Genomic DNA, 21,185 nt, shown 5'->3' on the forward strand with positions numbered 1-21,185 from the left:
GTATTTCTATTTCTTAATTACGCTTCGTTGGTATTCCTCACTTTAACGTGGTAAAATACATTAGGTTTTGTCCCCACTGCCTCCAGCAGATGGTACATCCTCTCATCTTTTTTCAGGCTTGATACCTGACTCTCCTTATCATTGATATCGCCGAAGACTATGGCCCCATTGCTACATGCATTGGAACAAGCGGTCTGGAATTCTCCATCCTCAACTTCACGGCCTTCTCTTTTGGCATCGAGAATCGTCTTCTGTGTCATCTGTATACAGAGTGAACACTTCTCAATCACACCTCTCGATCTGACAGTTACGTCGGGGTTGATCACCATTTTCCCAAGATCATTGTTCATATGGAAATCGAACTCGTCATTGTTGTTATAGAGGAACCAGTTAAATCGTCTTACTTTATAAGGACAGTTGTTGGCACAATATCTTGTTCCCACACATCTGTTATACGCCATGTGATTTTGTCCCTGACGACTATGCGATGTTGCCGCTACCGGACAAACCGTTTCACAGGGAGCGTGATTACAATGCTGGCACATTACAGGCTGGAATGCTACCTGCGGATTTTCCGCTGCACGTTCCATTTCTTCAAAGCCAGATTTGGATTCGAAGGCTCCTGAAAACTCATCCTTCTTAATGTTATCATCTTCAAAGGTGTCTTCTGAAGAGTAGTAGCGGTCGATTCGCAACCAGTGCATGTCTCTGGATTTACGCACCTCGCTCTTCCCTACTACCGGAATGTTATTTTCCGCATGGCAGGCAATAACACAAGCCCCACAGCCTGTACAGGCGTTAAGGTCTATCGACATATTAAAATGGTGCCCGATAGATCGGTCAAATGACTCCCAAAGATCCACTGTGGTGGCTGGTACTTCCTGATGGTTTAAGGAAACTTCAGGTACCGCATTCCACTCATGTGCATCCTCGGTATTATATTTTTCAAGGGTGGTTTCTTTGATGATCTCACCCCTTCCCATAAGCGTATTCTGTAACTGTATACAGGCAAATTCATGCATTCCACTTGCCTTTTCAATCTGGACAGATTGAACAGCATTAAAATCGGTGTAGACTGAGAAAGCATTAATTCCGGTTTGCATCTCCTCTTTCATTCCTACCTTTCGGCCATAACCAAAGGATAAACCAGCTGTATTTCTAGCCTGTCCCGGTTGAATGATCACGGGAACATTGTTAAGTGTTACACCATTGACAGTGACATTGGCGTAACTTCCGTCTAAACCACCATTGGCTGCATTCTCATTGATAAGTCCTAATTCAGTGGCATCAGCTTTTGAAAGGGTGATGTAATTATCCCAGGATACCCTTGTAATAGGGTCAGGGAATTCCTGTAGCCATGGATTACCCGCTTGTTGCCCGTCTCCCATTCCTACTTTGGAATACAAGGTGAGTTCCATTCCTGATGTGGTAGTGGAAGCCATGTTTTGCACTGCCTGTGATAAAGCATCATTCATTGGCATAACCTCAGGAGACTCCTCTTGTGTTGCCGCTTCAGGGGCAGACACCGAGTACACCCCATCGTGAAGCGCTTTGTTCCAGGAATCGGTTCCAAGAATAGATTCGGTCCAATTTCCTTTGATATAATCGTAATAGCTCTGATCACTTCCCATCCAGATCAGCAACGACTGCTGGAATTGACGTGTGTCGAATAACTCCTTGATTGTGGGCTGCATCAGGCTGTAATGTCCTTTCTTAATCTGAGTGTCACCCCAGGATTCCAGATAGTGATTCGCAGCAGCAGTAAACTGGCTGCGTTCGGTAGTTTCATTCCAGTTGGTAGAGAAAGTAACTGACAGCTCTACTTTTTCGAGTCCTTCAGCAAAATCTGAAGCATTAGGCAAACTGTACATGGGATTTACCCCATCCATAACCAGCAGGCCGACATTTCCTGCCTTCATGTCATTAATCAACTGTTGCACCTCTGCATTCTTGCCTTTCCTGATATATTTTGGAGCCTGGGCATCGAATGATTCACTACCCAGCATTTCATTGATAGCAAGAACCACCCTTTGGACATTAACGTCATCCAAACCACTTACAACTACTGCTTTACTTCCCTTGCTCCTGATTTCAGCCGCAATGCTATCTACCATTGCTAAAGCACCTTCACTAAGATCAGTGCTTACTCTGCTATTATTTAGTTTCCCGTAAAGAGCTGCCAGAGCCTTTTTTTGCTCTGATGGTTTCAGAGGCACTCTTTGATCGGCATTGGCTCCGGTAAGGGACATATTAGCTTCAAACTGCACATGCCTCGACATCTTACCTGCTTTGGGCACACGCCCTTTGGAATATCCTGAATCGTAGCCACCTCCCTGCCAGTCGGCAAGAAAATCAGCACTGAAAGAGACGATTAGTTCTGCTTTTTCAAAATTGTAATCAGCCAGTCCTCTCTCCCCGTAAGCCATTTCAAAGGCGTCTAATGCAGCACTCTCAGATATGGCATCATAAGTAATATGCTTTGCATTGGGATTGGCTGCAATAAAATCTGCTATAAGTTTTTCTGTAGATGGACTTGCATAGGTCTGGGTGAGTAAAACTGCCTGTTTAGCAGTTCCGTTAATTGCACCGAGTTTTGATTTTACCGAAGCATCGAGCAACGCCCAATCAACAGCCTCTCCGTTAGACAAAGGTCCCTGTAATCTGGTACTGTCATAAAGCGAAAGCACTGAAGCCTGTACTCTGGCATTAGCTCCACCGTGGGTGGCAGCTTCTTTGTTGTTTTCAACTTTTATAGGTCGTCCTTCTCTGGTTTTGATCAGAACACTGGCAAAATCATATCCATTTGCCATGGTGGTAGCATAATAGTTAGCCACTCCAGGAATAATCTGTTCTGGTTGCACAACATAGGGAATCGACTTAATCACTGGTCCTTCACAAGCGGCAAGGGAAGCTGCCGCTGTACTGAAGCCTACATATTTAAGGAAGTCTCTACGGTTAGTTTTAGAATCCGACAGACGTTCCTTATCCCCCAGAAATTCATCAACAGGAATTTCTTCAGGAAACTCGTTATCTCCTAGCTTCTGAATATTGGAATCAGAGGGAATCAAATCCGCTTCGTTTTTCCAGTATATTTTATTTGATGCCATACGATCTATCTGTAATTAGCTTCTTTAAATTTTTCTTAATAGTGACATTTCCCACACTCGAGTCCACCTAGCTGGGCGGCTGTCAGATTCTCTACCTCATATTTCTCTGATAATGCCTTGTGTATCTTTTCGTAATAAGCATTGTCTTCAACATTGACATTGGTCTCCCTGTGACAATTAATACACCAGCCCATTGTCAATGGTGCATACTGATACATAATCTCCATCTCCTCCACCGGACCATGGCAGGTCTGGCATTCGATTCCCGCTACAGATACATGCTGTGAATGATTGAAATAGGCAAGGTCTGGTAAATTGTGAATTCGCACCCATTCAACAGGTTGAGATTCCCCGGTATACCTTTGTTCTTCTTCATTCCATCCCACTGCTTTATAAAGTTTTTTGATTTCGGCAGTATAGAACTCATTGGTATACCCATTGGCCAGGTCTTCCTGAGTAGGACCTTCAGGATTCCCTTTGTACTCGTAAATCGATTTGTGACAATTCATACAAACATTGAGCGAAGGTATACCGGAATGCTTGGATACCCGGGCAGAAGAGTGACAGTATTTACACTCTATTTTGTTGTCTCCAGCGTGGATTTTATGGGAGTAGTGAATAGGCTGTATTGGTTGATATCCCTGATCTATTCCGATCTGCATCATCCAGCCATAGGCGTAGTACGCGCTGGCCAGTAAAAGAAATATTACAGAAACAAGTACCAGGAATTGATTTTTTGCAAAAGCCTTCCAAATGGGCATTCTCTTTTCAGCCTTGGCTTTTTCAACGACCACCCCATTGGCTTCTGCAATCCTTCTAAGGGTTGCATTTACCAGGTATAGCATCATTACGAGAAGTCCGAATACAAGAACCAGTGCCCCCAGGATTACTTCATTGGTAATTCCTGATGTAGGAGCACCCCCGGCAGGCTCTGCTGCTGTAGCTACTGCCTGAACTGGTGCAGGAGGTGGAGCTGCAGTGTATGCTAATATATCATCGATGTCTGTATTGCTCAGCGTTGGAAAAGCAGTCATTGCGGCCTGATTGTATTCCTCGTAGATTTTGTTGGCGTAGGCATCGCCTGAGGCGATCATCCCGGCGCTGTTTTTAATCCATGTGTACAACCATTCTTTATCTAAACCTTCGTCTTCTGCCAATCTGGTTTCCACATTCGCAAGTGCAGGACCGGTCATTTTCCGGTTTAACGCATGGCAGGCAGCACAATTCTGATTGAATAGTTGCTTTCCTTTTGCGACATCCCCCCCGGCGGTGGCATCAGCAGCCTCCTCAGTGGCTTCAGCAGGAACAACAGCCTGGTCTTGAGCTAATATATTGTTTGAAGTAAGTAGAAAAACTACCAAAAAAATACCGAAAAATGTAGAAATCTGAGCGCGGTACGGAACCTTTTTCATATTGAAATTATTTCTATCGAAATATTGGCACGATAATTTCTCTAAGCTAGCTAATAAAGAAGTTTAACGCCAATTTAATTGGGGTCAAAAATACGACATTGACTTTATTTGGGAAATCCTTAACTATTGATAATTGATAATTTATACCTATTCTAAATAAGCTTTCTTTATTCTGTTTAAGCTCTAATAAATTACCTTTGCAAACAACTGATTAATTCAATTGCTTAACCCTATGAAAAACGCAATATACACGCTGTTTTTACTCTTTCTACCCCTTGTTGGCCAGGCCCAGAACGGGGTCGTCACGGTTGAACAAGATCCGGAGATCACCAGGCTCCTGGATATCTATAAAAAGAAGAATTCCAAAACGGAATACTACACTATACAGATCGGTTTTGGTTCCTATGCCGAGGCATCGATCCTGAAAGATGATGCTTCAGTGGATTTTCCTCAATACGGGGCGAAAATAATATTTGATTCCCCTACCTACAGGGTTCATTTGGGCCGGTTTAAAAACAAACTGGATGTTGAGAGAACCTTTGCCGAAGTTCGAAAGAAATATCCGCAATCTATTATCCTGAAACCCATCACCAACAACTGATAATTATTACGACTCGAAATAAAAAAACCCTTGCCATTCAGCAAGGGTTTTTTACTTTGATTATTTATCTTCTTACAAGGTCTTTTTGACCGCAACTTCCTGAAAGGCTTCAACGATATCACTTTCTTTGATGTCATTGTAATTCTTAATCTGGAGACCACAATCATATCCTTTGCTCACCTCTTTCACGTCATCTTTAAATCGTTTCAGGGACGCAAGGACTCCTGTATAAATCACCACCCCGTCTCTGATGAGTCGGATATTCGAATTCCTGAATATCTTACCGCTGGTAACCATACAACCGGCAATAGTACCGATCTTGGAAATTTTGAAAGTTTCCCTGATCTCCGCGGTTCCGGTAATTTCTTCTTTTATCTCTGGTGACAACATACCTTCCATGGCATCTTTAAGGTCGTTGATCGCATCGTAGATAATTGAATACATCCTGATATCGATCTCTTCCTTATCCGCAATGTCTCGTGCGTTGCCCATCGGTCTTACATTAAATCCGATCACGATCGCATCAGAAGCCGAAGCCAGGAGCACATCAGATTCTGTGATGGCACCTACTCCTTTGTGAATGATATTTACCTGGATCTCATCCGTTGACAATTTCTGGAAGCTATCTGTAAGGGCTTCTACAGAACCATCCACATCCCCTTTGAGGATTATGTTCAGCTCTTTAAAATCACCCAGTGCGATTCTACGTCCGATCTCATCAAGGGTAATATGTCGCTGAGTTCTAACGGATTGTTCTCTGAGTAACTGACTCCTTTTGGCTGCGATTTGCTTGGCTTCACGCTCATCATCAAGAACATTGAATTTATCCCCGGCTTGAGGAGCTCCGTCTAATCCAAGAATTGAAATTGGTGTCGAGGGACCTGCTTTTTCTACAGATTTACCCCGTTCGTCCTGCATGGCCTTGACTTTACCGCTACAAGTTCCTGCGAGAACATAGTCTCCAATTTTCAGTGTTCCTGCCAGGACTAAAACAGTAGAAACATAACCTCTTCCCTTGTCGAGAAAAGCTTCAACTACAGTTCCGGTAGCCAATTTATCCGGATTTGCTTTCAATTCGAGTAATTCTGCTTCCAGAATAACCTTCTCCAGCAATTCTTTTACCCCTTCTCCGGTCTTTGCCGAGATGTCATGTGATTGTATTTTACCTCCCCAGTCTTCAACCAGGAGATTCATAGCTGCCAGTCCTTCCTTAATTTTATCAGGATTGGCACTGGGTCTGTCTATTTTGTTGATCGCAAAAACAATAGGTACGCCGGCTGCCTGCGCGTGACTTATCGCTTCCTTGGTCTGTGGCATGATATCGTCGTCAGCGGCAATTACGATGATGGCAATATCAGTTACCTGGGCACCCCTTGCCCTCATCGCCGTAAAGGCTTCGTGGCCCGGTGTATCGAGGAAGGCTATTTTCTGTCCATTCTCCAGTTCGACGCCATAAGCACCGATATGCTGGGTGATGCCACCACTCTCCCCGGCAATTACATTTTCCTGCCGGATGTAATCCAGAAGCGATGTCTTACCGTGATCTACGTGTCCCATAACTGTGACGATAGGTGCCCTTGGCTGAAGATCCTCGGGTGCATCTACTTCTTCTTCTATAGATTCTTCTATATCGGCAGTAACGAATTCCACTTCATAACCAAATTCGTCGGCTACAATAGATAAGGTTTCTGCATCGAGTCGCTGATTCATGGTCACCATGATCCCCAGTGACATACATGCGGAGATAATCTGGGTGGTGGGCACATCCATCATGGTTGCTACCTCCCCCACTGTTACAAACTCTGTGACCTTAAGGACTTTGTTATCCAATTCCTGTTGTTCCAGGTCCTTTTCAGATTGTTGCCTGTGCTGGTCTCTTTTGTCCCTTCGGTATTTTGCCCCTTTGCCTTTTTTAGACTTACCCTGTAATTTTTCAAGGGTTTCTCTAACCTGTTTTTGTACTTCTTCTTCTGTGGGCTCCACTTTAGAGCTTGCACCAGCTCTTGACCCCCTTTTATCGTCCGTCCTGCCACGTCTACCTCCACGGGGACCGGAGTCACTAATAATACGTTTTCTTCTTTTCTTTCTGTCTTTTGGATCAGGCTTAGAAGCTGCCTCTTTTTTCTTCTTGGGCTTTTCAAACTTGGTAAGATCTATCTTATCTCCCATGATCTTGGGCCCGGATAGCTTCTGATATTTTGTTTCAATGGCCTCAGGTTCTTCTTCTTTCGGCTCTTCTTCGGTTTTTTTCTCAGTAGGCTTTTCTGCTTTCTCTTTCTTTTTTGCAGGTTTTGTAGCGGGAGTAGCTTCTTTTTTTACTTCAGGTTCAGCAGCAGCCTCGGGCTCAACAACTTTTTCTTCCTCTTTTGGTTTTTTGTCGCTTTCAAGATCGATCTTACCCACCATTTTGGGACCGGAAAGATCTGCTTTCGCTTTTACCACTTCGGAAGCCGCCGCTCTTTTTTCGCGAGCCAGACGCCTTTCTTCCTGTTCCTGTTCGAGTTGTAGTCTTATAGCCTCCTTCTCCTTGCGCTTTTCCTCCCCGACCTCGATAGAAGCAACCTTTTTGCTCATATCAGTCTGGAATTCGTCTAAGAGAACCTGGTGCACCTCCTCCGAAATCTTCGTAGTAGGACGCGAATCGATTTCGTGCCCTTTAGAGGCGAGAAAATCCACTGCCCTGTCGAGGGAGATGTTCAGTTCTCTCAGAACTTTATTAAGCCTTATTTTTGCATTGTCTGCCATAAATACTATTTACTCTCTTATTTTTTTTCGCTAATATATAGCTTAATCTTCAAACTCGGCCTTTAGGATACGCACCACATCGAGTATCGTTTCTTCCTCAAGATCGGTCCTTTTTACCAAATCATCCACATCTTGTTCCAATACACTTCTTGCTGTATCCAGGCCTATTTTCTTTAATTCTTCAATGACCCAGCTTTCAATTTCATCTGAAAATTCTGTGAGTTCCACATCCTCTTCAACACCTTCCCTGAATACATCGATCTCATATCCCGTAAGCTGTCCTGCCAATCGAATATTGTGCCCTCCACGACCAATTGCCTTGGAAACCTCTTCTGGTTTCAGGTACACCTGTGCCGTCATATTTTCATCATTCAGCTTTACCGTTGACACACGGGCAGGGCTCAGTGACCTGGTAACCATAAGCTGAGGATTATTCGTCCAGTTAATTACATCTATATTCTCATTCCCCAGTTCTCTTACAATACCGTGAATACGCGATCCTTTCATCCCAACGCATGCACCTACCGGATCAATTCTATCATCATATGAGTCAACCGCAACCTTTGCCTTCTCCCCTGGGATACGCACAGCTTTCTTTATTGTGATAAGACCGTCGAAAACCTCAGGGATTTCCTGAAAGAACAGCTGCTCAAGAAATATCGGAGAGGTCCTGGACATGATGATCATAGGCTTGTTTCCTTTGAGTTCCACGCTTTCAATGATTCCCCTTACATTATCCCCTTTTCGGAAAAAATCAGAAGGAATCTGCTTGTCCTTAGGCAAAATAATTTCATTTCCTTCATCGTCGAGCAAGATGATGGCCTTATGCCTTATGTGGTGTACCTCAGCGGTATAAATCTCACCTTCGAGATCTTTAAATTGCTTGTAAATGGTAGTATTGTCGTGCTCGTGTATCTTAGAGATCAGATTTTGCCTGAGTGCCAGAATAGCCCTTCTCCCCAGGTCGATCAGTTTTACTTCCTCAGAAACATCTTCCCCTACTTCAAAATCGGGTTCAATCTTCCTGGCTTCAGACAACGATATTTGTTCATTTGGTTCTTCTACCTCCCCATCTTCCACAACGACACGATTTCTCCAAATTTCCAAATCCCCTTTATCCGGATTGATGATGATATCAAAGTTGTCATCTGATCCAAATTTCTTCTTGAGGGCATTTCTGAATACATCTTCTAAAATTGCCATCAGGGTTACCCGGTCGATGAATTTATCATCTTTGAATTCCGAGAACGATTCGATCAATGCGATATTTTCCATTCTGATCTAAAATTAAAATTTAAGTACTACGTTCGCTTTTATTATTTCTGAATAGGGGACCACTTTGGTCTTAACAACTGTGGTCTTGCCTTTCCCAACAGGTTTAGGCTCCCTTGCTTTCCACTCCAGTGTCACCGCCTCTTCAGAGGCTTTTACCAAAGTGCCTTCTACGGTTGACTCGGAGGTCTTAACTTTTAGTTTTCTTCCGATATTCTTCTGATACTGCCTTGGCATCGTCATGGGTTCTGTAGCACCGGGTGAGGTCACTTCCAGGGAAAAATCTGTGGTTTCCCTATCCAGATTATGTTCAATTGCCCTGCTTACGGTCATACAGTCCTCGAGGGTCACCCCTTTGTCCCCATCGATAATTATCCTTATCTGATTTGCCGAACTAACCGAAAAATCGATAAGAAATAGTTCCGGGTTCTCTTTTAATACCTGGTTTAATAGTGCCTCTGCCTGTTCCTTCAACATAAATACAAGTAACAAAAGAGGGGACTAAATTGTCCCCTCATGAATACTTTACTATCCTTTCAGTGGTGCAAATATACATAATTTTTCTTAATCCTTAAACACCAAAAAGAAGTCGGCATGAATTATAATTAAGTAATAAGTTGCACCTGTATTCTAGATTAAATTGTACTTTTATTTCACCTATAAACTCCCTAACCAGCTTCCACCCATGGATGTATTCTCTTCTTATAATATTATAATTGAGGCATCGGTAATCCTCATCTTATCTTTTATATTCAATGGAATTTCAAAGAGGACAAACATCCCTTCTGTCCTCTTGCTTATTTTTCTTGGGGTAGTGCTACAATTTGTCCTCTCCTACTTTACTTCGGATGAAGTTGATTTTTTTCCAGCCCTTGAAGTGCTGGGAATCATTGGTCTGATCATGATCGTTCTGGAGGCAGCCCTTGAACTTGAACTAAAAAGGGAAAAGCTGGTTCCCATTCTAAAGTCAATGGCGGTTGCCCTCATTGGCCTTCTCGGATCGGCTTATCTGGCAGCACTTATTCTGCATCAATTTGTTCCTGATATGAGTATGCAGTCTGCCTGGCTCTACGCAACACCCTTGTCGATATTATCCAGTGCGATCATCATACCAAGTGTAAGTAGTCTGGTTCCCTCTAAAAAAGAATTCCATATTTACGAAAGTACTTTCTCGGATATCATGGGAATTATGATGTTCTATTTTCTCGTAGGTGAAATGAACCCGGCCTCACAGGGAGGAGCGGTTGGTTTTGCCCTCAACATTGTCCTTACCATTGTTATCTCCATTATTGCCAGTTATGCCATCATCCTTGTATTTCAGACTATTAAGAGTCAGGCCAAGCTATTTCTCCTGATAGCGGTTTTACTCCTTCTCTATGCCATTGGGAAACAACTGCATTTATCTTCCCTCCTGATCATATTGATCTTTGGTCTGGTCATTGCGAATATGAAATTGTTCTTTAAAGGAAAGCTCGCTACTTTTCTCGATCATGAAAAGGCACATCGTATTTATCACGAACTGCATATAGTAACATTGGAAACGGCCTTTGTGGTAAGGACATTTTTCTTTGTCATTTTCGGACTCACCATTGCCATCGCTTCTTTATTCAGCTTTACCGTTGCGCTGATCAGCTTGTTGATCATCCTGTCTATATATGTAGTGCGCTTTGTGCTTCTCAGGACTTTTTACGGCAGTGATATTCTGCCTCAACTTTTTATCGCCCCAAGAGGCTTGATCACTGTGTTGCTTTTTTACGCCATCCCGGCAGAAGCACAAATAGCCACCTTTGAACCCGGGATTCTGTTGTTTGTCATCATAGGGACCAGTCTTGTCATGACCTGGGCTATGATCAAAGACAAGAAGAAAACAGAAACCTTGTTAGACCTTGCTGCTGAGGAAAAGGAAAATCTCATAATGAAAACAGAGGCCGCTGTGGAGGGGTTAGATGCAACACCCTTGGAAAATCCTTCAGAAAATCTGGATTCAGAAGATCCTGAAATATAAAAACCCATCGTTTTCACGATGGGTTTCAGAACTTAGCTGTTGGCCTACTAGGACTCGAACCTAGAACGACTGGACCAAAACCAGCTGTGTTGCCAATTACACCATAGGCCAATGATGCTAAAGAGCGTGCAAATTTAAGACAAAGTTTCGTTTGCACAAATATTTTTAATTACAATATACCCTATCCTTAAAAGTGTTTGTCGTTAAAGGTTTGACAATTAATAATCCCAATAAATATTTTAATTAGTAATTTCGCCTCTATTGGTAAAAGTAAGACCGGATGATAGCGAAAAACTTTAATAAATGGGACTCCCTTACAGGATGGGGGGTCTTTTTTATAGCCCTTATTGTATATGGCCTTACGGTAGAACCTACAGGTAGTTGGTGGGATGCCGGTGAATACATAACAACTTCTGCCAAATTGCAGGTAGCTCATCCCCCGGGCGCTCCACTGTTTCAAATTATCGGTGCATTTTTTGCCATGTTTGCCTTTGAAGCAGATCAGGTTGCCAGAATGGTCAATTATATGTCCGGTGTTTCCAGTGCATTTACCATTCTATTCATGTTCTGGACCATTACGAACCTCACAAGAAAACTGCTCTCTAATTCAGAACCTTTGTCTAACGCAAAAGCGATCGCAATTCTGGGAAGTGGCCTGGTAGGCTCTATGGCACTTACTTTTTCAGACAGTTTCTGGTTTAATGCTGTGGAAACAGAGGTATACGCAATGGCGAGTTTGATTATGTCGCTCCTGCTGTGGTTAGGTCTAAAATGGACGGACAATCTGGATCATCCCCGTGGAAATAAATACCTGGTGCTTATCTCCTTTGTAGTCGGACTTACCTTCGGGATACAGTTCATGGGTTTCCTGGCTATCCCTTCAATCGGACTACTTTATTACTTTAAGAAATACAAAAAGACAACCGTTAAAAATTTTCTATTAGCCAACCTTGCCGTTGTAGCTGTGCTGATGCTCGTTTATAAATTCTCACTTACCTATGTCCTTAAACTTTTTGGCTGGAGTGAAGTATTCTTTATCAACAGCATAGGTCTCCCCTTCAATTCCGGTACTATTATCATGGGCTTGATTTTTATCGGGGTATTTTATTACGCCCTGCGGTATACGCGCAAAAACAATTATATTAGGGCGAATACACTCGTCTTGTGCGGGATGTTCCTACTCCTTGGATTCTCATCATGGCTGATGCTCCCAATCAGGGCAAATGCCAACGTAGTGATCAATGAGAATAACCCTTCTGACGCAAGGTCCCTATTGGCATATTACAACAGGGAGCAGTATCCTGGAGTGGATAGTCCTGTATACGGAACCTATTATTCCGATGCCTTTGCACCTCCCGGAGATGATAGGGACGACAAGCCTAAATACGAGAAGGATGAAGCCCTAGGCAAATACATTATTGTCAACAAATACAAAGGTGCCATCCAGGGACCCAATGAGGATCATCAGGGCATACTCCCCAGGATGTGGAGTGATCAGCACGCGGAGAATTACATGAAATTTTTTGGTCCGCTGGATTTTCGGATGACCACCAGTAATGAAGAATTGCAAAAAGCGGTTAGACAAATCAAGGTAGGTTATGCAAATGGGGAAATTGATGAAGCTCAATATATCAGTTTCCTGAGACAATTTGGAGAATACCTAGAAGTGCAGCCTCCCTCCGTTTGGGAGAACATCAAATACATGGTACAATTCCAGTTTGGGTATATGTACTGGCGTTATTTTATGTGGAATTTTGTCGGGAAACAAGACGATGTTCAGGGACGCTATAACGGGAACGGAGAATGGTTAAGTGGAATTGGGTTTATAGACAGCCTCCGACTTGGCAGTCAGGAAAACCTACCCAAGGATGTATTGGAAAACAAAGGGAGGAATACCTACTTTTTCCTGCCGCTATTACTGGGAATCATCGGCCTGGTATTTCAAATCTCCAAAGATCCTAAACAATTCTGGGTGCTTTTTGTATTCTTTATTTTCACTGGAATCGCCATTCAGTTTTACACCAACCCTTATATTTTTCAACCCCGGGAAAGAGATTATTCCCTTGTAGGCTCATTTTATATTTTCGCAATCTGGATTGGGATTGGGGTTTACGGCCTCTACGAAGAATTCAGCAAGCTGATCAAACCCAAAGTCTGGGCTCCGCTCATCACGCTGATATGCCTGCTCAGCGTTCCGGGAGTTATGGCGTATCAAAACTGGGATGACCATGACCGCTCTGGAAAGTACACTGCGCGGGCAGCCGCAAAGGCCTATCTCGATTCCTGTCAGGAAGAAGCCGGAGCCATGTTGTTTACTATAGGGGATAACGACACCTTCCCGCTCTGGTATGTACAGGAAATAGAAGGATACCGAAATGATGTTAGAGTTATCTGTACCAGCCTTTTTGCCACAGATTGGTATGTGGATCAAATGAAAAGGAAAGCTTACCGCAGTGATCCTATTCCTTCACAGCTCACCCACGATTTATATCGCTACGGAAACAGGGATGTTATCTATTATCAGGGAATCATTGATAAACGCTGGGACATCAAAGACTTTATGAACTGGGTGGGTAGTAACAGCCCACAGACCAAACTTGGTTCTCTGCTCGAAAAGCAAGGAGCGGATCTCAGCGGGTATTCGGAAAGCACCCTCGACCTGGTGTACTACCCAACCAACAAGATCAGGATCCCGGTAAATAAAAAGAGCGTTTTGGAATCCGGCCTGGTAAAGGAAAAAGACTCCGCCCTTATTGTGGATTACATCGATATTGACCTGCCACAAGCCTTGCCAAAAAACCGCATTATGATGTTGGATATCATAGCCAACAATGATTGGAAAAGACCCATTTATTTCTCAGGGGGAAGCTTTGACAAAGCAGAGTACATATGGATGAAAGACTATTTACAACTGGAGGGAATGGCTTATAAATTGGTGCCCATTAAAACCCAGAATCCCAGTTCTTATGAAATGGGTCGAATCGATACTGACGAGATGTACAGAATTGTTAAAGGATGGGAATGGGGAAATTCAGGTAGTCCGGATATCTACCACGATACCCAGACCCGTACACAGGGTCTTTCCCTGAGGAGTAATCTGGCTCGATTGGTGGAAGCTCTTATCAATGAAAATAAGATCGACAAGGCAAGGGAGATTATTGACCTCGCCATGGAAAACCTGCCGGTAGCCTATTACGGCTTCTATACTTTTGTGGAACCTTTCCTTGATGGATATTACAAGGTGGGTGATACGCAAAAAGCGAGGGATTTATTCGGGGAATTAAAATTGATCTACCAAAGTCGACTAAACTACTACCAGGGTACTCCTCTGGATGAACAGTACAATAACCTGGAAGATATCATAGGAGATATGGAAGGTTACCGGAGGATCATTGACATCCTGATCGAGAACAACGACAGGGAAATGGCAGAAAAGGAAACCGAAATCTTTAATGATCATATTGACCAGTTTAGCCATTTCTATCAGGAGGACATACTGGAGGAATTGCCCGATGAAGATATGCCCGTCGAAGAATTGATAGACACTTTGCCTGTATCCGATACAATTTTAGAGGATGCTACTGAGGTAGAGGATGCCGGAAATTGATCCGAATCGGAATGACAACTCTTAAACTATCGTAAAGAAGGAAGGCTAAATATACTCGTTAAGGATACCTATCAGGGTATTCGCGTCCTGCTCACCACTTTGGCGCCAGACCATTTCCCCCTTTTTGTAGATCATTAAGGTGGGTAAACCTTTTACCCTCAGGGCCTGGGAAAGCTCTTTATTCTTATCTACATCAATTTTAATGACTTTGCCTTTGTCGCCCAGAGCGGCGGCTACATCCCTTAAAACCGGATGCATAGCTGTAGATTGTTCGTTCCATTCAGCATAGAAATCAAGTAGCACCGGCACGTTGAGGTCTATTAGTTCACCGAATTTAGACATAGTTTCAAGTTGGGTTATAAATCAAATGTAAGAAAAAATGTTAAAAAGCTAATAAAACAAAGGTTTTGTATGAATTCTTTAACGTAACATTCACACCAGACCTTTCTTTTTCAGTCTGATTACGGAAATTTCAGGCCAGATCCCCACCCGTCCCGGATATCCCAAAAAGCCAAAACCGCGGTTTACATTAATATATTGTCCGAGTTCTTCATAGATTCCTGCCCAGTATTTATAGCGCCATTTTACCGGACTCCATTTCACCCAACCGGGAATTTCAATTCCAAATTGCATCCCGTGAGTATGCCCACTTAGCGTGAGGTGATAATGATAATCATCATGAATCACCACATCTTCCCAATGTGAAGGATCATGGCTCATCAGAATTTTAAAATCGTTCTTCTCTATTCCTTCGACTGCCTTTTTAAGGTCTCCTGCCTTTTTAAAGCCACCTCTCCCCCAATTCTCTACTCCCAGCAAAGCCAGTTTGTCCTTTCCTTTCTGAAGATAGCGATGTTCGTTGAGAAGCAGATCAAAACCCATTTCATCCTGCATATCCTTTAGAGCATTCAGATTCTGCTCTTTGAGACTGGGAGTTTCCCATTGCACATAATCCCCGTAGTCATGATTCCCGAGGATTGAAAATTTACCATCCTTAGCCCTGAGGGTTGAGAAAAGTGCTTTCCATGGTTCCATTTCAAGAGCCATATTATTGACCATATCTCCCGTAAAAAGTATTACATCACTTTCCTGCTCGTTGATAAGATTAACTGCGTATTCAATTTTCTTCCGATTGTCAAAACTACCACTATGGATGTCTGAAATCTGTGTGATCTGATAATTGTGGAAAGCATCAGGCAAATCCTCAAATTCCAGGTCATAGGTAAGTACCTGAAAATTGTATTTCCCTCTATACATCCCATATAGTAAGGCACTAAATGGAATGGCAGCAATCCCCATGGCCATCATACTCAGGAACCGTCTGCGTGCCGGCAGACTAAATTCGGTAGAAGAACCAAAGACTTTCTGGATTCCGGCTGAGATCAGCCTGAAAATATCTTCGGAAAACAGGAAAATAATGGTGATTATTTCGAAGGTGAGCATGGCAATCAGCAAACCGAAGGCGTAGCTTCTCGGCCTGTTGAGAACACTGCCATCATTATCGCCAAAAGTAAACTGGTAAACAAAGTTACCCAGTACCAGAAGTCCCAGCGCCATAAACGAATAATAGACCCAGGGAAATCGCGATGCCGTTTTTATTGCCTGCAGGGAATAATATCCAAGCATAACATAAATAGCGATAAATACGATCCATCTTAGCATAGTTCTTTTTTACAAATATATTTCTTTAACCCAGCCCTGAGTTCCGGTTTTAGACTTAATTAACGATTCGAATAACTTTTCCCAACAATTCCATATCGGTGATCAGCACCTCATTCTCTTTCATTCGGCGTGGTGACTGCATGGATAAAGAAGGTTCGGAATCTGAATTCTTTATGACTTTAGAGGCAGACAGGTGGATGGCTCTAAAGCCCCTCAACTTAAACAATTGAGCATTCTCGTGATGGATTCCAGCTCCTGGCATAATCATACAATGCCCTGCCTGTTGATTCAGTTTATCCAATAGATCAATTCCTTCTACTGCCGTAGGAGCTTGTCCTGACGACAGGATTGTGTTAACCCCCATTTCCTGCAATCTAAGATGGGTCTCCAGGGGTTCTTTCACCCAATCGAATGCCCTGTGAAATGTAAAAGAAGAGTCGCCACAATATTTTATTAGTTCCTGTGTCCGCTCCCAATCCACTTCAAAGTTCTCATCCAAAATCCCAGATACAATTCCATCTACCTGCAGAGCTTTACAAGCTTTAATATCCTCTAGCATGGTCTTAAATTCTTTGTCAGAATAGGTAAAGTCTCCACTTCTTGATCTGACGAGGACATGTACAGGAATCTGAAGGGCTTCCATGACACTTTTGATAAGTCCGTAAGAAGGAGTGATGCCCCCGGCTGTTAGCTCTGCACAAAGTTCAATTCTCTGAGCTCCTGCCTGCTCTGCATTCAGGGCCGACTCCAGTGAATTTACACATGCTTCTACTATCATAATCCCTATCTTTAAGCTTATAAAAATAGTCAACCTTAGTGTATGGAAAGAAGAAAATTTATAAAAAACTCCGGCCTGGGAAGTGCGGCCATTCTCGGTGGTTCCCTGGCCGTGGCCTGCGCCGAAAAAGACAAGGTAGAAAAGGCCGGGGAGAATACAGAATCCATAAAACCTATAGTAATTGCTACCTGGGACGTTCCCAATGCGACAGCCAGGGCCTTTGAAGTACTTGCCAGGGAAGGAAATTCTCTTGATGCGGTTGAACAGGGTGTGATGGTGGAAGAAGCCGATGTGGCGAATCAATCTGTTGGAAAAGGAGGCAGACCAGACAGGGACGGTAATGTAACCCTCGATGCTTGTATTATGGATAAAGATAGCAGATGTGGTGCTGTAGTCTACCTTCAGAATATTGTTCATGCCGTTTCGGTAGCCCGGAAGGTGATGGAAGAAACTCCGCATGTGATGCTCGCCGGCGAGGGTGCCAGGCAATTTGCTGTGGAAATGGGGTTTGAGGAAGACGATCTGCTGACAGAAAAGTCGAAACTAGAATGGCTCGAATGGAAAAAAACTTCCCAGTACGAACCGGTGATCAATATCGAAAATCACGATACCATAGGGATGCTGGCCATCGATTCAAATGAAGATATAGCCGGGGCATGCACAACCAGTGGGATGGCTTATAAAATGGCCGGAAGAGTGGGCGATTCTCCAATTATTGGTGCAGGACTCTTTGTGGATAATGAAATTGGCGGTGCAACAGCTACCGGGATGGGGGAAGAAGTGGTGCGTACCGTAGGCAGCTTCCTGATTGTTGAATTAATGAGACAGGGCAAATCTCCACAGCAAGCCTGCGAGGAAGGAGTAAAGCGAATTATTGCCAAAAAAGAGAATTACAAGGATATCCAAATAGGTTTTATTGCCATCAACAAAGCTGGCGAAACCGGGGCTTATTGCATACATCCCGGATTTTCTTATCGAAAGTACACAGGAGAGGGCCATGAAAATATCCCGGCTGCAAGTTATATTAAAAGCTGATCCTTTAAGTTAACTTAGATTCTTTGTAGCTTTGATTTCTTGTCTAATAATTGATGTATGTCTGATCAGAAACGACTTTTTTTACTGGATGCCTACGCCTTAATTTTTCGGGGTTATTACGCCTTGATCAAAAATCCACGGATCAACTCCAAAGGGATGGACACCTCTGCCATTATGGGATTTATGAATTCTCTTTTCGATGTAATCAGGAGGGAAAAACCCGATCATCTTGCCGTTTGTTTTGATAAGGATGGTAGCGCGGAACGAACTGAATTATTCCCGGAATACAAGGCAAATAGGGACGAAACCCCCGATGCGATAAGGATTGCAATTCCCTATATACAGAAAATCCTCAAAGCCATGCATATCCCGGTTGTGGAGGTTTCGGGACTGGAAGCAGATGATATTATTGGCACCCTTGCCAAACAGGCTGAGAAAGAAGGATACAAGGTTTTTATGGTTACTCCCGATAAGGATTTCGGGCAGCTCGTTTCAGAAAATATTTTTATGTACCGCCCTTCAAGGATGGGTAATGGCATTGAAATATGGGGAATCCCCGAAGTACAGAAAAGATTTGGGGTAGAGCGCCCTGAACAGGTCATAGACTACCTGGGGATGATGGGAGATGCTAGTGACAATATTCCGGGTTTACCCGGAGTAGGAGAAAAAACAGCGAAGAAATTTATCGCAGAGTTCGGATCAATGGAGGACCTCCTGAAAAACACGGACCAGCTCAAAGGTAAAATGAAGGAAAAGGTGGAGGAAAATGCAGAACTCGGACGACTCTCCAAACAACTGGCGACAATATGTATTACCTGTGACGTCACTTTTGACGCTACTGATTACGAGCTTTCCCCTCCCGACAATGAAAAGGTGCAGGAGATTTTTGAAGAATTAGAATTCAGACGTCTCAGGGATCAATTTATAAAGATTTTTTCTGACGAGACCGAAGGAACACCTACCATGGTTACCAGTACCGAAACTGCCAAAAAAGAAGCTCAGGCTGCAGGAAGCGGGCAGTTTTCTCTCTTTGGCAGCAATGGGGCAGCGCCGGCCACCCTGGAAGTGGTTTCCGGGAGAAAAACCATCAAAGATGTTCCTCATGTCTACCAGAGTATTCAGCCCGGAATGGCCCTTGATTTATTTCTCACAAATTTGCTCAAACAAAAAAAGGTATGTTTCGACACAGAAACTACGTCTCTTAATCCGCTACAGGCCGAATTGGTTGGAATTGCATTTTCCTGGGAAGCCGGGAAGGGGTTTTATCTGCCTTTCCCGGAAGATAAAACTGAAGCAGCTTCACTTCTGGAGAAACTTTACCCATTTTTTTCTACGACAGAAATTGTAAAAGTGGGGCAGAATCTCAAATATGACATCAAGGTCTTAAATAAATACGGAGTAGAAGTTAAAGGGCCGCTCTTCGATACTATGCTTGCCCACTACCTGATCAATCCCGATATGCGTCATAATATGGACGTACTCTCAGAGACCTATCTGAATTATACACCCATTTCAATCACTGAACTTATTGGCAAGAAAGGAAAGAACCAGCTTAGCATGAGGGAAGTTCCCTTGGAACAACAAACTGAATACGCGGTAGAAGATGCTGATATCACCCTGCAACTGGCTGAGCATTTTGAAAAAGAATTGGAAGAGGCTAAAACGATGGAACTGTTCCGGGATATTGAGATTCCTCTTCTAAGGGTTCTGGCCGATATGGAATTAGAGGGAATAAATCTCGATTATGAGTTCCTCAATAGTTTATCAGCGCAACTCGACTCGGATATCAAGACCCTGGAAGAAAAGATCTATGATGAGGCAGGGGAGACATTTAATATTGGTTCTCCCAAGCAGTTGGGTGAGATCCTCTTTGACAAACTCAAATTGGTTGATAAGCCAAAGAAGACAAAAACCGGGCAGTACTCTACTGCCGAAGATGTATTGTCATATCTGGCCAAAGATCACCAGATCATCAAAGATGTGCTGGAATACCGTGGCCTGGCCAAATTGAAGAGTACCTATGTAGACGCTTTACCAAACCAGGTAGAGCCAAGTACCGGCAGGGTGCATACAGATTATATGCAGACTGTGGCAGCTACCGGCCGACTCAGCAGTAATAACCCCAATCTTCAGAACATCCCGATCCGTACAGAAAGAGGGAGACAAGTCAGAAAGGCATTCATCTCAAGGGACAAGGACTATGTGCTTCTTGCGGCGGATTACTCCCAGATAGAATTAAGGATTATCGCTGCCCTCAGTGAAGAGGATACTATGATAGAAGCTTTTGAAAATGGCGAAGATATTCATGCTTCTACTGCCTCAAAGGTATTTAATATCCCATTAGACCAGGTGACCCGGGAACAACGAGGAAATGCCAAAACAGTGAATTTCGGAATCATATACGGGGTATCGGCTTTTGGATTGAGCAATCAGACAGATCTTTCAAGAACCGAAGCCAAAGAACTCATCGATACCTATTATAAGACCTATCCTAAATTGCGCAGGTATATGGCTGATCAGGTTGATTTTGCCCGGGAACACGGCTATGTTCAAACCGTACTTGGCAGACGCAGATATCTGAAGGATATCAATGGGAGCAACGCAGTGGTTCGTGGAGCTGCAGAAAGGAATGCTATCAACGCTCCAATTCAGGGTAGTGCAGCAGATATCATAAAGATTGCCATGATCGACATTCACAAAAAATTGAAGGAAGGGGAATACAAGACCAAAATGCTGCTACAGGTACATGATGAATTGGTTTTCGATGTCTACAAACCGGAATTGGAAAAAGCAAAGAAGATGATCAAGGCCGCTATGGAATCAGCTTATAAACTAAAAGTTCCACTAGATGTGGAACTTGGAGTAGGTGAAAACTGGCTCGAAGCCCATTAAAAAGGTAGTATCCAGAAATAAAAAAGCCCTTCAGTAATGTGAAGGGCTTTTTATGAGTGTTTTTATTTA

General features: G+C 43.3%; 13 protein-coding genes and 1 tRNA gene. 5 read left to right on the forward strand and 9 right to left on the reverse strand.

Going from position 1 to position 21,185, the window contains the following annotated elements:
• Positions 1-17 precede the first annotated feature (17 nt).
• Both ACA086_RS13540 and ACA086_RS13545 read right to left on the reverse strand, forming a co-directional pair.
• On the reverse strand, positions 18-3,107 hold the full coding sequence (locus ACA086_RS13540; RefSeq protein WP_371003884.1) for a TAT-variant-translocated molybdopterin oxidoreductase: 3,090 nt from the start codon (positions 3,105-3,107) through the stop codon (positions 18-20).
• A gap of 35 nt (positions 3,108-3,142) precedes the next feature.
• Positions 3,143-4,519: a c-type cytochrome gene (locus ACA086_RS13545; protein WP_371003885.1), complete on the reverse strand. Its 1,377-nt coding sequence runs from the start codon at positions 4,517-4,519 to the stop codon at positions 3,143-3,145.
• A 232-nt stretch (positions 4,520-4,751) separates the two neighbouring features.
• On the opposite strand from ACA086_RS13545, the gene ACA086_RS13550 reads away from it, so the two are divergent.
• Positions 4,752-5,120 (forward strand): SPOR domain-containing protein, encoded by a 369-nt coding sequence (locus ACA086_RS13550; RefSeq protein ID WP_371003886.1) that lies wholly within the window; start codon positions 4,752-4,754, stop codon positions 5,118-5,120.
• 72 nt (positions 5,121-5,192) lie between these two features.
• On the opposite strand, the gene infB is transcribed toward ACA086_RS13550, so the two are convergent.
• Genes infB through rimP form a run of 3 tightly spaced genes read right to left on the reverse strand, consistent with a single transcriptional unit; the run spans position 5,193 to position 9,614 of the window.
• Positions 5,193-7,865, reverse strand: coding sequence for a translation initiation factor IF-2 (gene infB, locus ACA086_RS13555; protein WP_371003887.1), 2,673 nt, complete (start codon positions 7,863-7,865; stop codon positions 5,193-5,195).
• Positions 7,866-7,907: 42 nt separating this feature from the next.
• Positions 7,908-9,140 (reverse strand): transcription termination factor NusA, encoded by a 1,233-nt coding sequence (nusA, locus tag ACA086_RS13560; RefSeq protein WP_371003888.1) that lies wholly within the window; start codon positions 9,138-9,140, stop codon positions 7,908-7,910.
• A gap of 12 nt (positions 9,141-9,152) precedes the next feature.
• Complete coding sequence (gene rimP / locus ACA086_RS13565) at positions 9,153-9,614, reverse strand: ribosome assembly cofactor RimP (RefSeq protein ID WP_371003910.1); 462 nt, start codon at positions 9,612-9,614, stop codon at positions 9,153-9,155.
• A 208-nt stretch (positions 9,615-9,822) separates the two neighbouring features.
• Here rimP and ACA086_RS13570 point away from each other — a divergent pair, with 208 nt between their 5' ends.
• Entirely contained in the window at positions 9,823-11,142 is a 1,320-nt protein-coding gene (locus ACA086_RS13570) for a cation:proton antiporter (protein ID WP_371003890.1), read from the forward strand.
• Positions 11,143-11,181: 39 nt separating this feature from the next.
• Here ACA086_RS13570 and ACA086_RS13575 read toward each other — a convergent pair.
• Positions 11,182-11,253, reverse strand: a tRNA-Gln gene (locus ACA086_RS13575).
• 169 nt (positions 11,254-11,422) lie between these two features.
• Between ACA086_RS13575 and ACA086_RS13580 the strand changes: the two genes are divergently transcribed.
• Positions 11,423-14,749: a DUF2723 domain-containing protein gene (locus ACA086_RS13580; protein ID WP_371003891.1), complete on the forward strand. Its 3,327-nt coding sequence runs from the start codon at positions 11,423-11,425 to the stop codon at positions 14,747-14,749.
• A 45-nt stretch (positions 14,750-14,794) separates the two neighbouring features.
• On the opposite strand, the gene ACA086_RS13585 is transcribed toward ACA086_RS13580, so the two are convergent.
• The 3 genes from ACA086_RS13585 to ACA086_RS13595 all read right to left on the reverse strand — a co-directional run bounded on the left by ACA086_RS13585 (position 14,795) and on the right by ACA086_RS13595 (position 17,189).
• Positions 14,795-15,091, reverse strand: coding sequence for a co-chaperone YbbN (locus tag ACA086_RS13585; RefSeq protein ID WP_163691579.1), 297 nt, complete (start codon positions 15,089-15,091; stop codon positions 14,795-14,797).
• Positions 15,092-15,181: 90 nt separating this feature from the next.
• Positions 15,182-16,411 (reverse strand): metallophosphoesterase, encoded by a 1,230-nt coding sequence (locus ACA086_RS13590; RefSeq protein ID WP_371003892.1) that lies wholly within the window; start codon positions 16,409-16,411, stop codon positions 15,182-15,184.
• A 55-nt stretch (positions 16,412-16,466) separates the two neighbouring features.
• Positions 16,467-17,189 (reverse strand): copper homeostasis protein CutC, encoded by a 723-nt coding sequence (locus ACA086_RS13595; protein ID WP_371003893.1) that lies wholly within the window; start codon positions 17,187-17,189, stop codon positions 16,467-16,469.
• Between the two features lie 42 nt (positions 17,190-17,231).
• On the opposite strand from ACA086_RS13595, the gene ACA086_RS13600 reads away from it, so the two are divergent.
• Both ACA086_RS13600 and polA read left to right on the forward strand, forming a co-directional pair.
• Positions 17,232-18,224, forward strand: coding sequence for an isoaspartyl peptidase/L-asparaginase family protein (locus ACA086_RS13600; RefSeq protein ID WP_371003895.1), 993 nt, complete (start codon positions 17,232-17,234; stop codon positions 18,222-18,224).
• A 57-nt stretch (positions 18,225-18,281) separates the two neighbouring features.
• Entirely contained in the window at positions 18,282-21,116 is a 2,835-nt protein-coding gene (gene polA / locus ACA086_RS13605) for a DNA polymerase I (protein ID WP_371003896.1), read from the forward strand.
• The last annotated feature ends 69 nt before the right edge of the window (positions 21,117-21,185 follow it).

The organism is Muriicola sp. E247 (assembly GCF_041358175.1).
In the GTDB taxonomy this organism is placed as follows: Bacteria; Bacteroidota; Bacteroidia; order Flavobacteriales; family Flavobacteriaceae; genus Muriicola.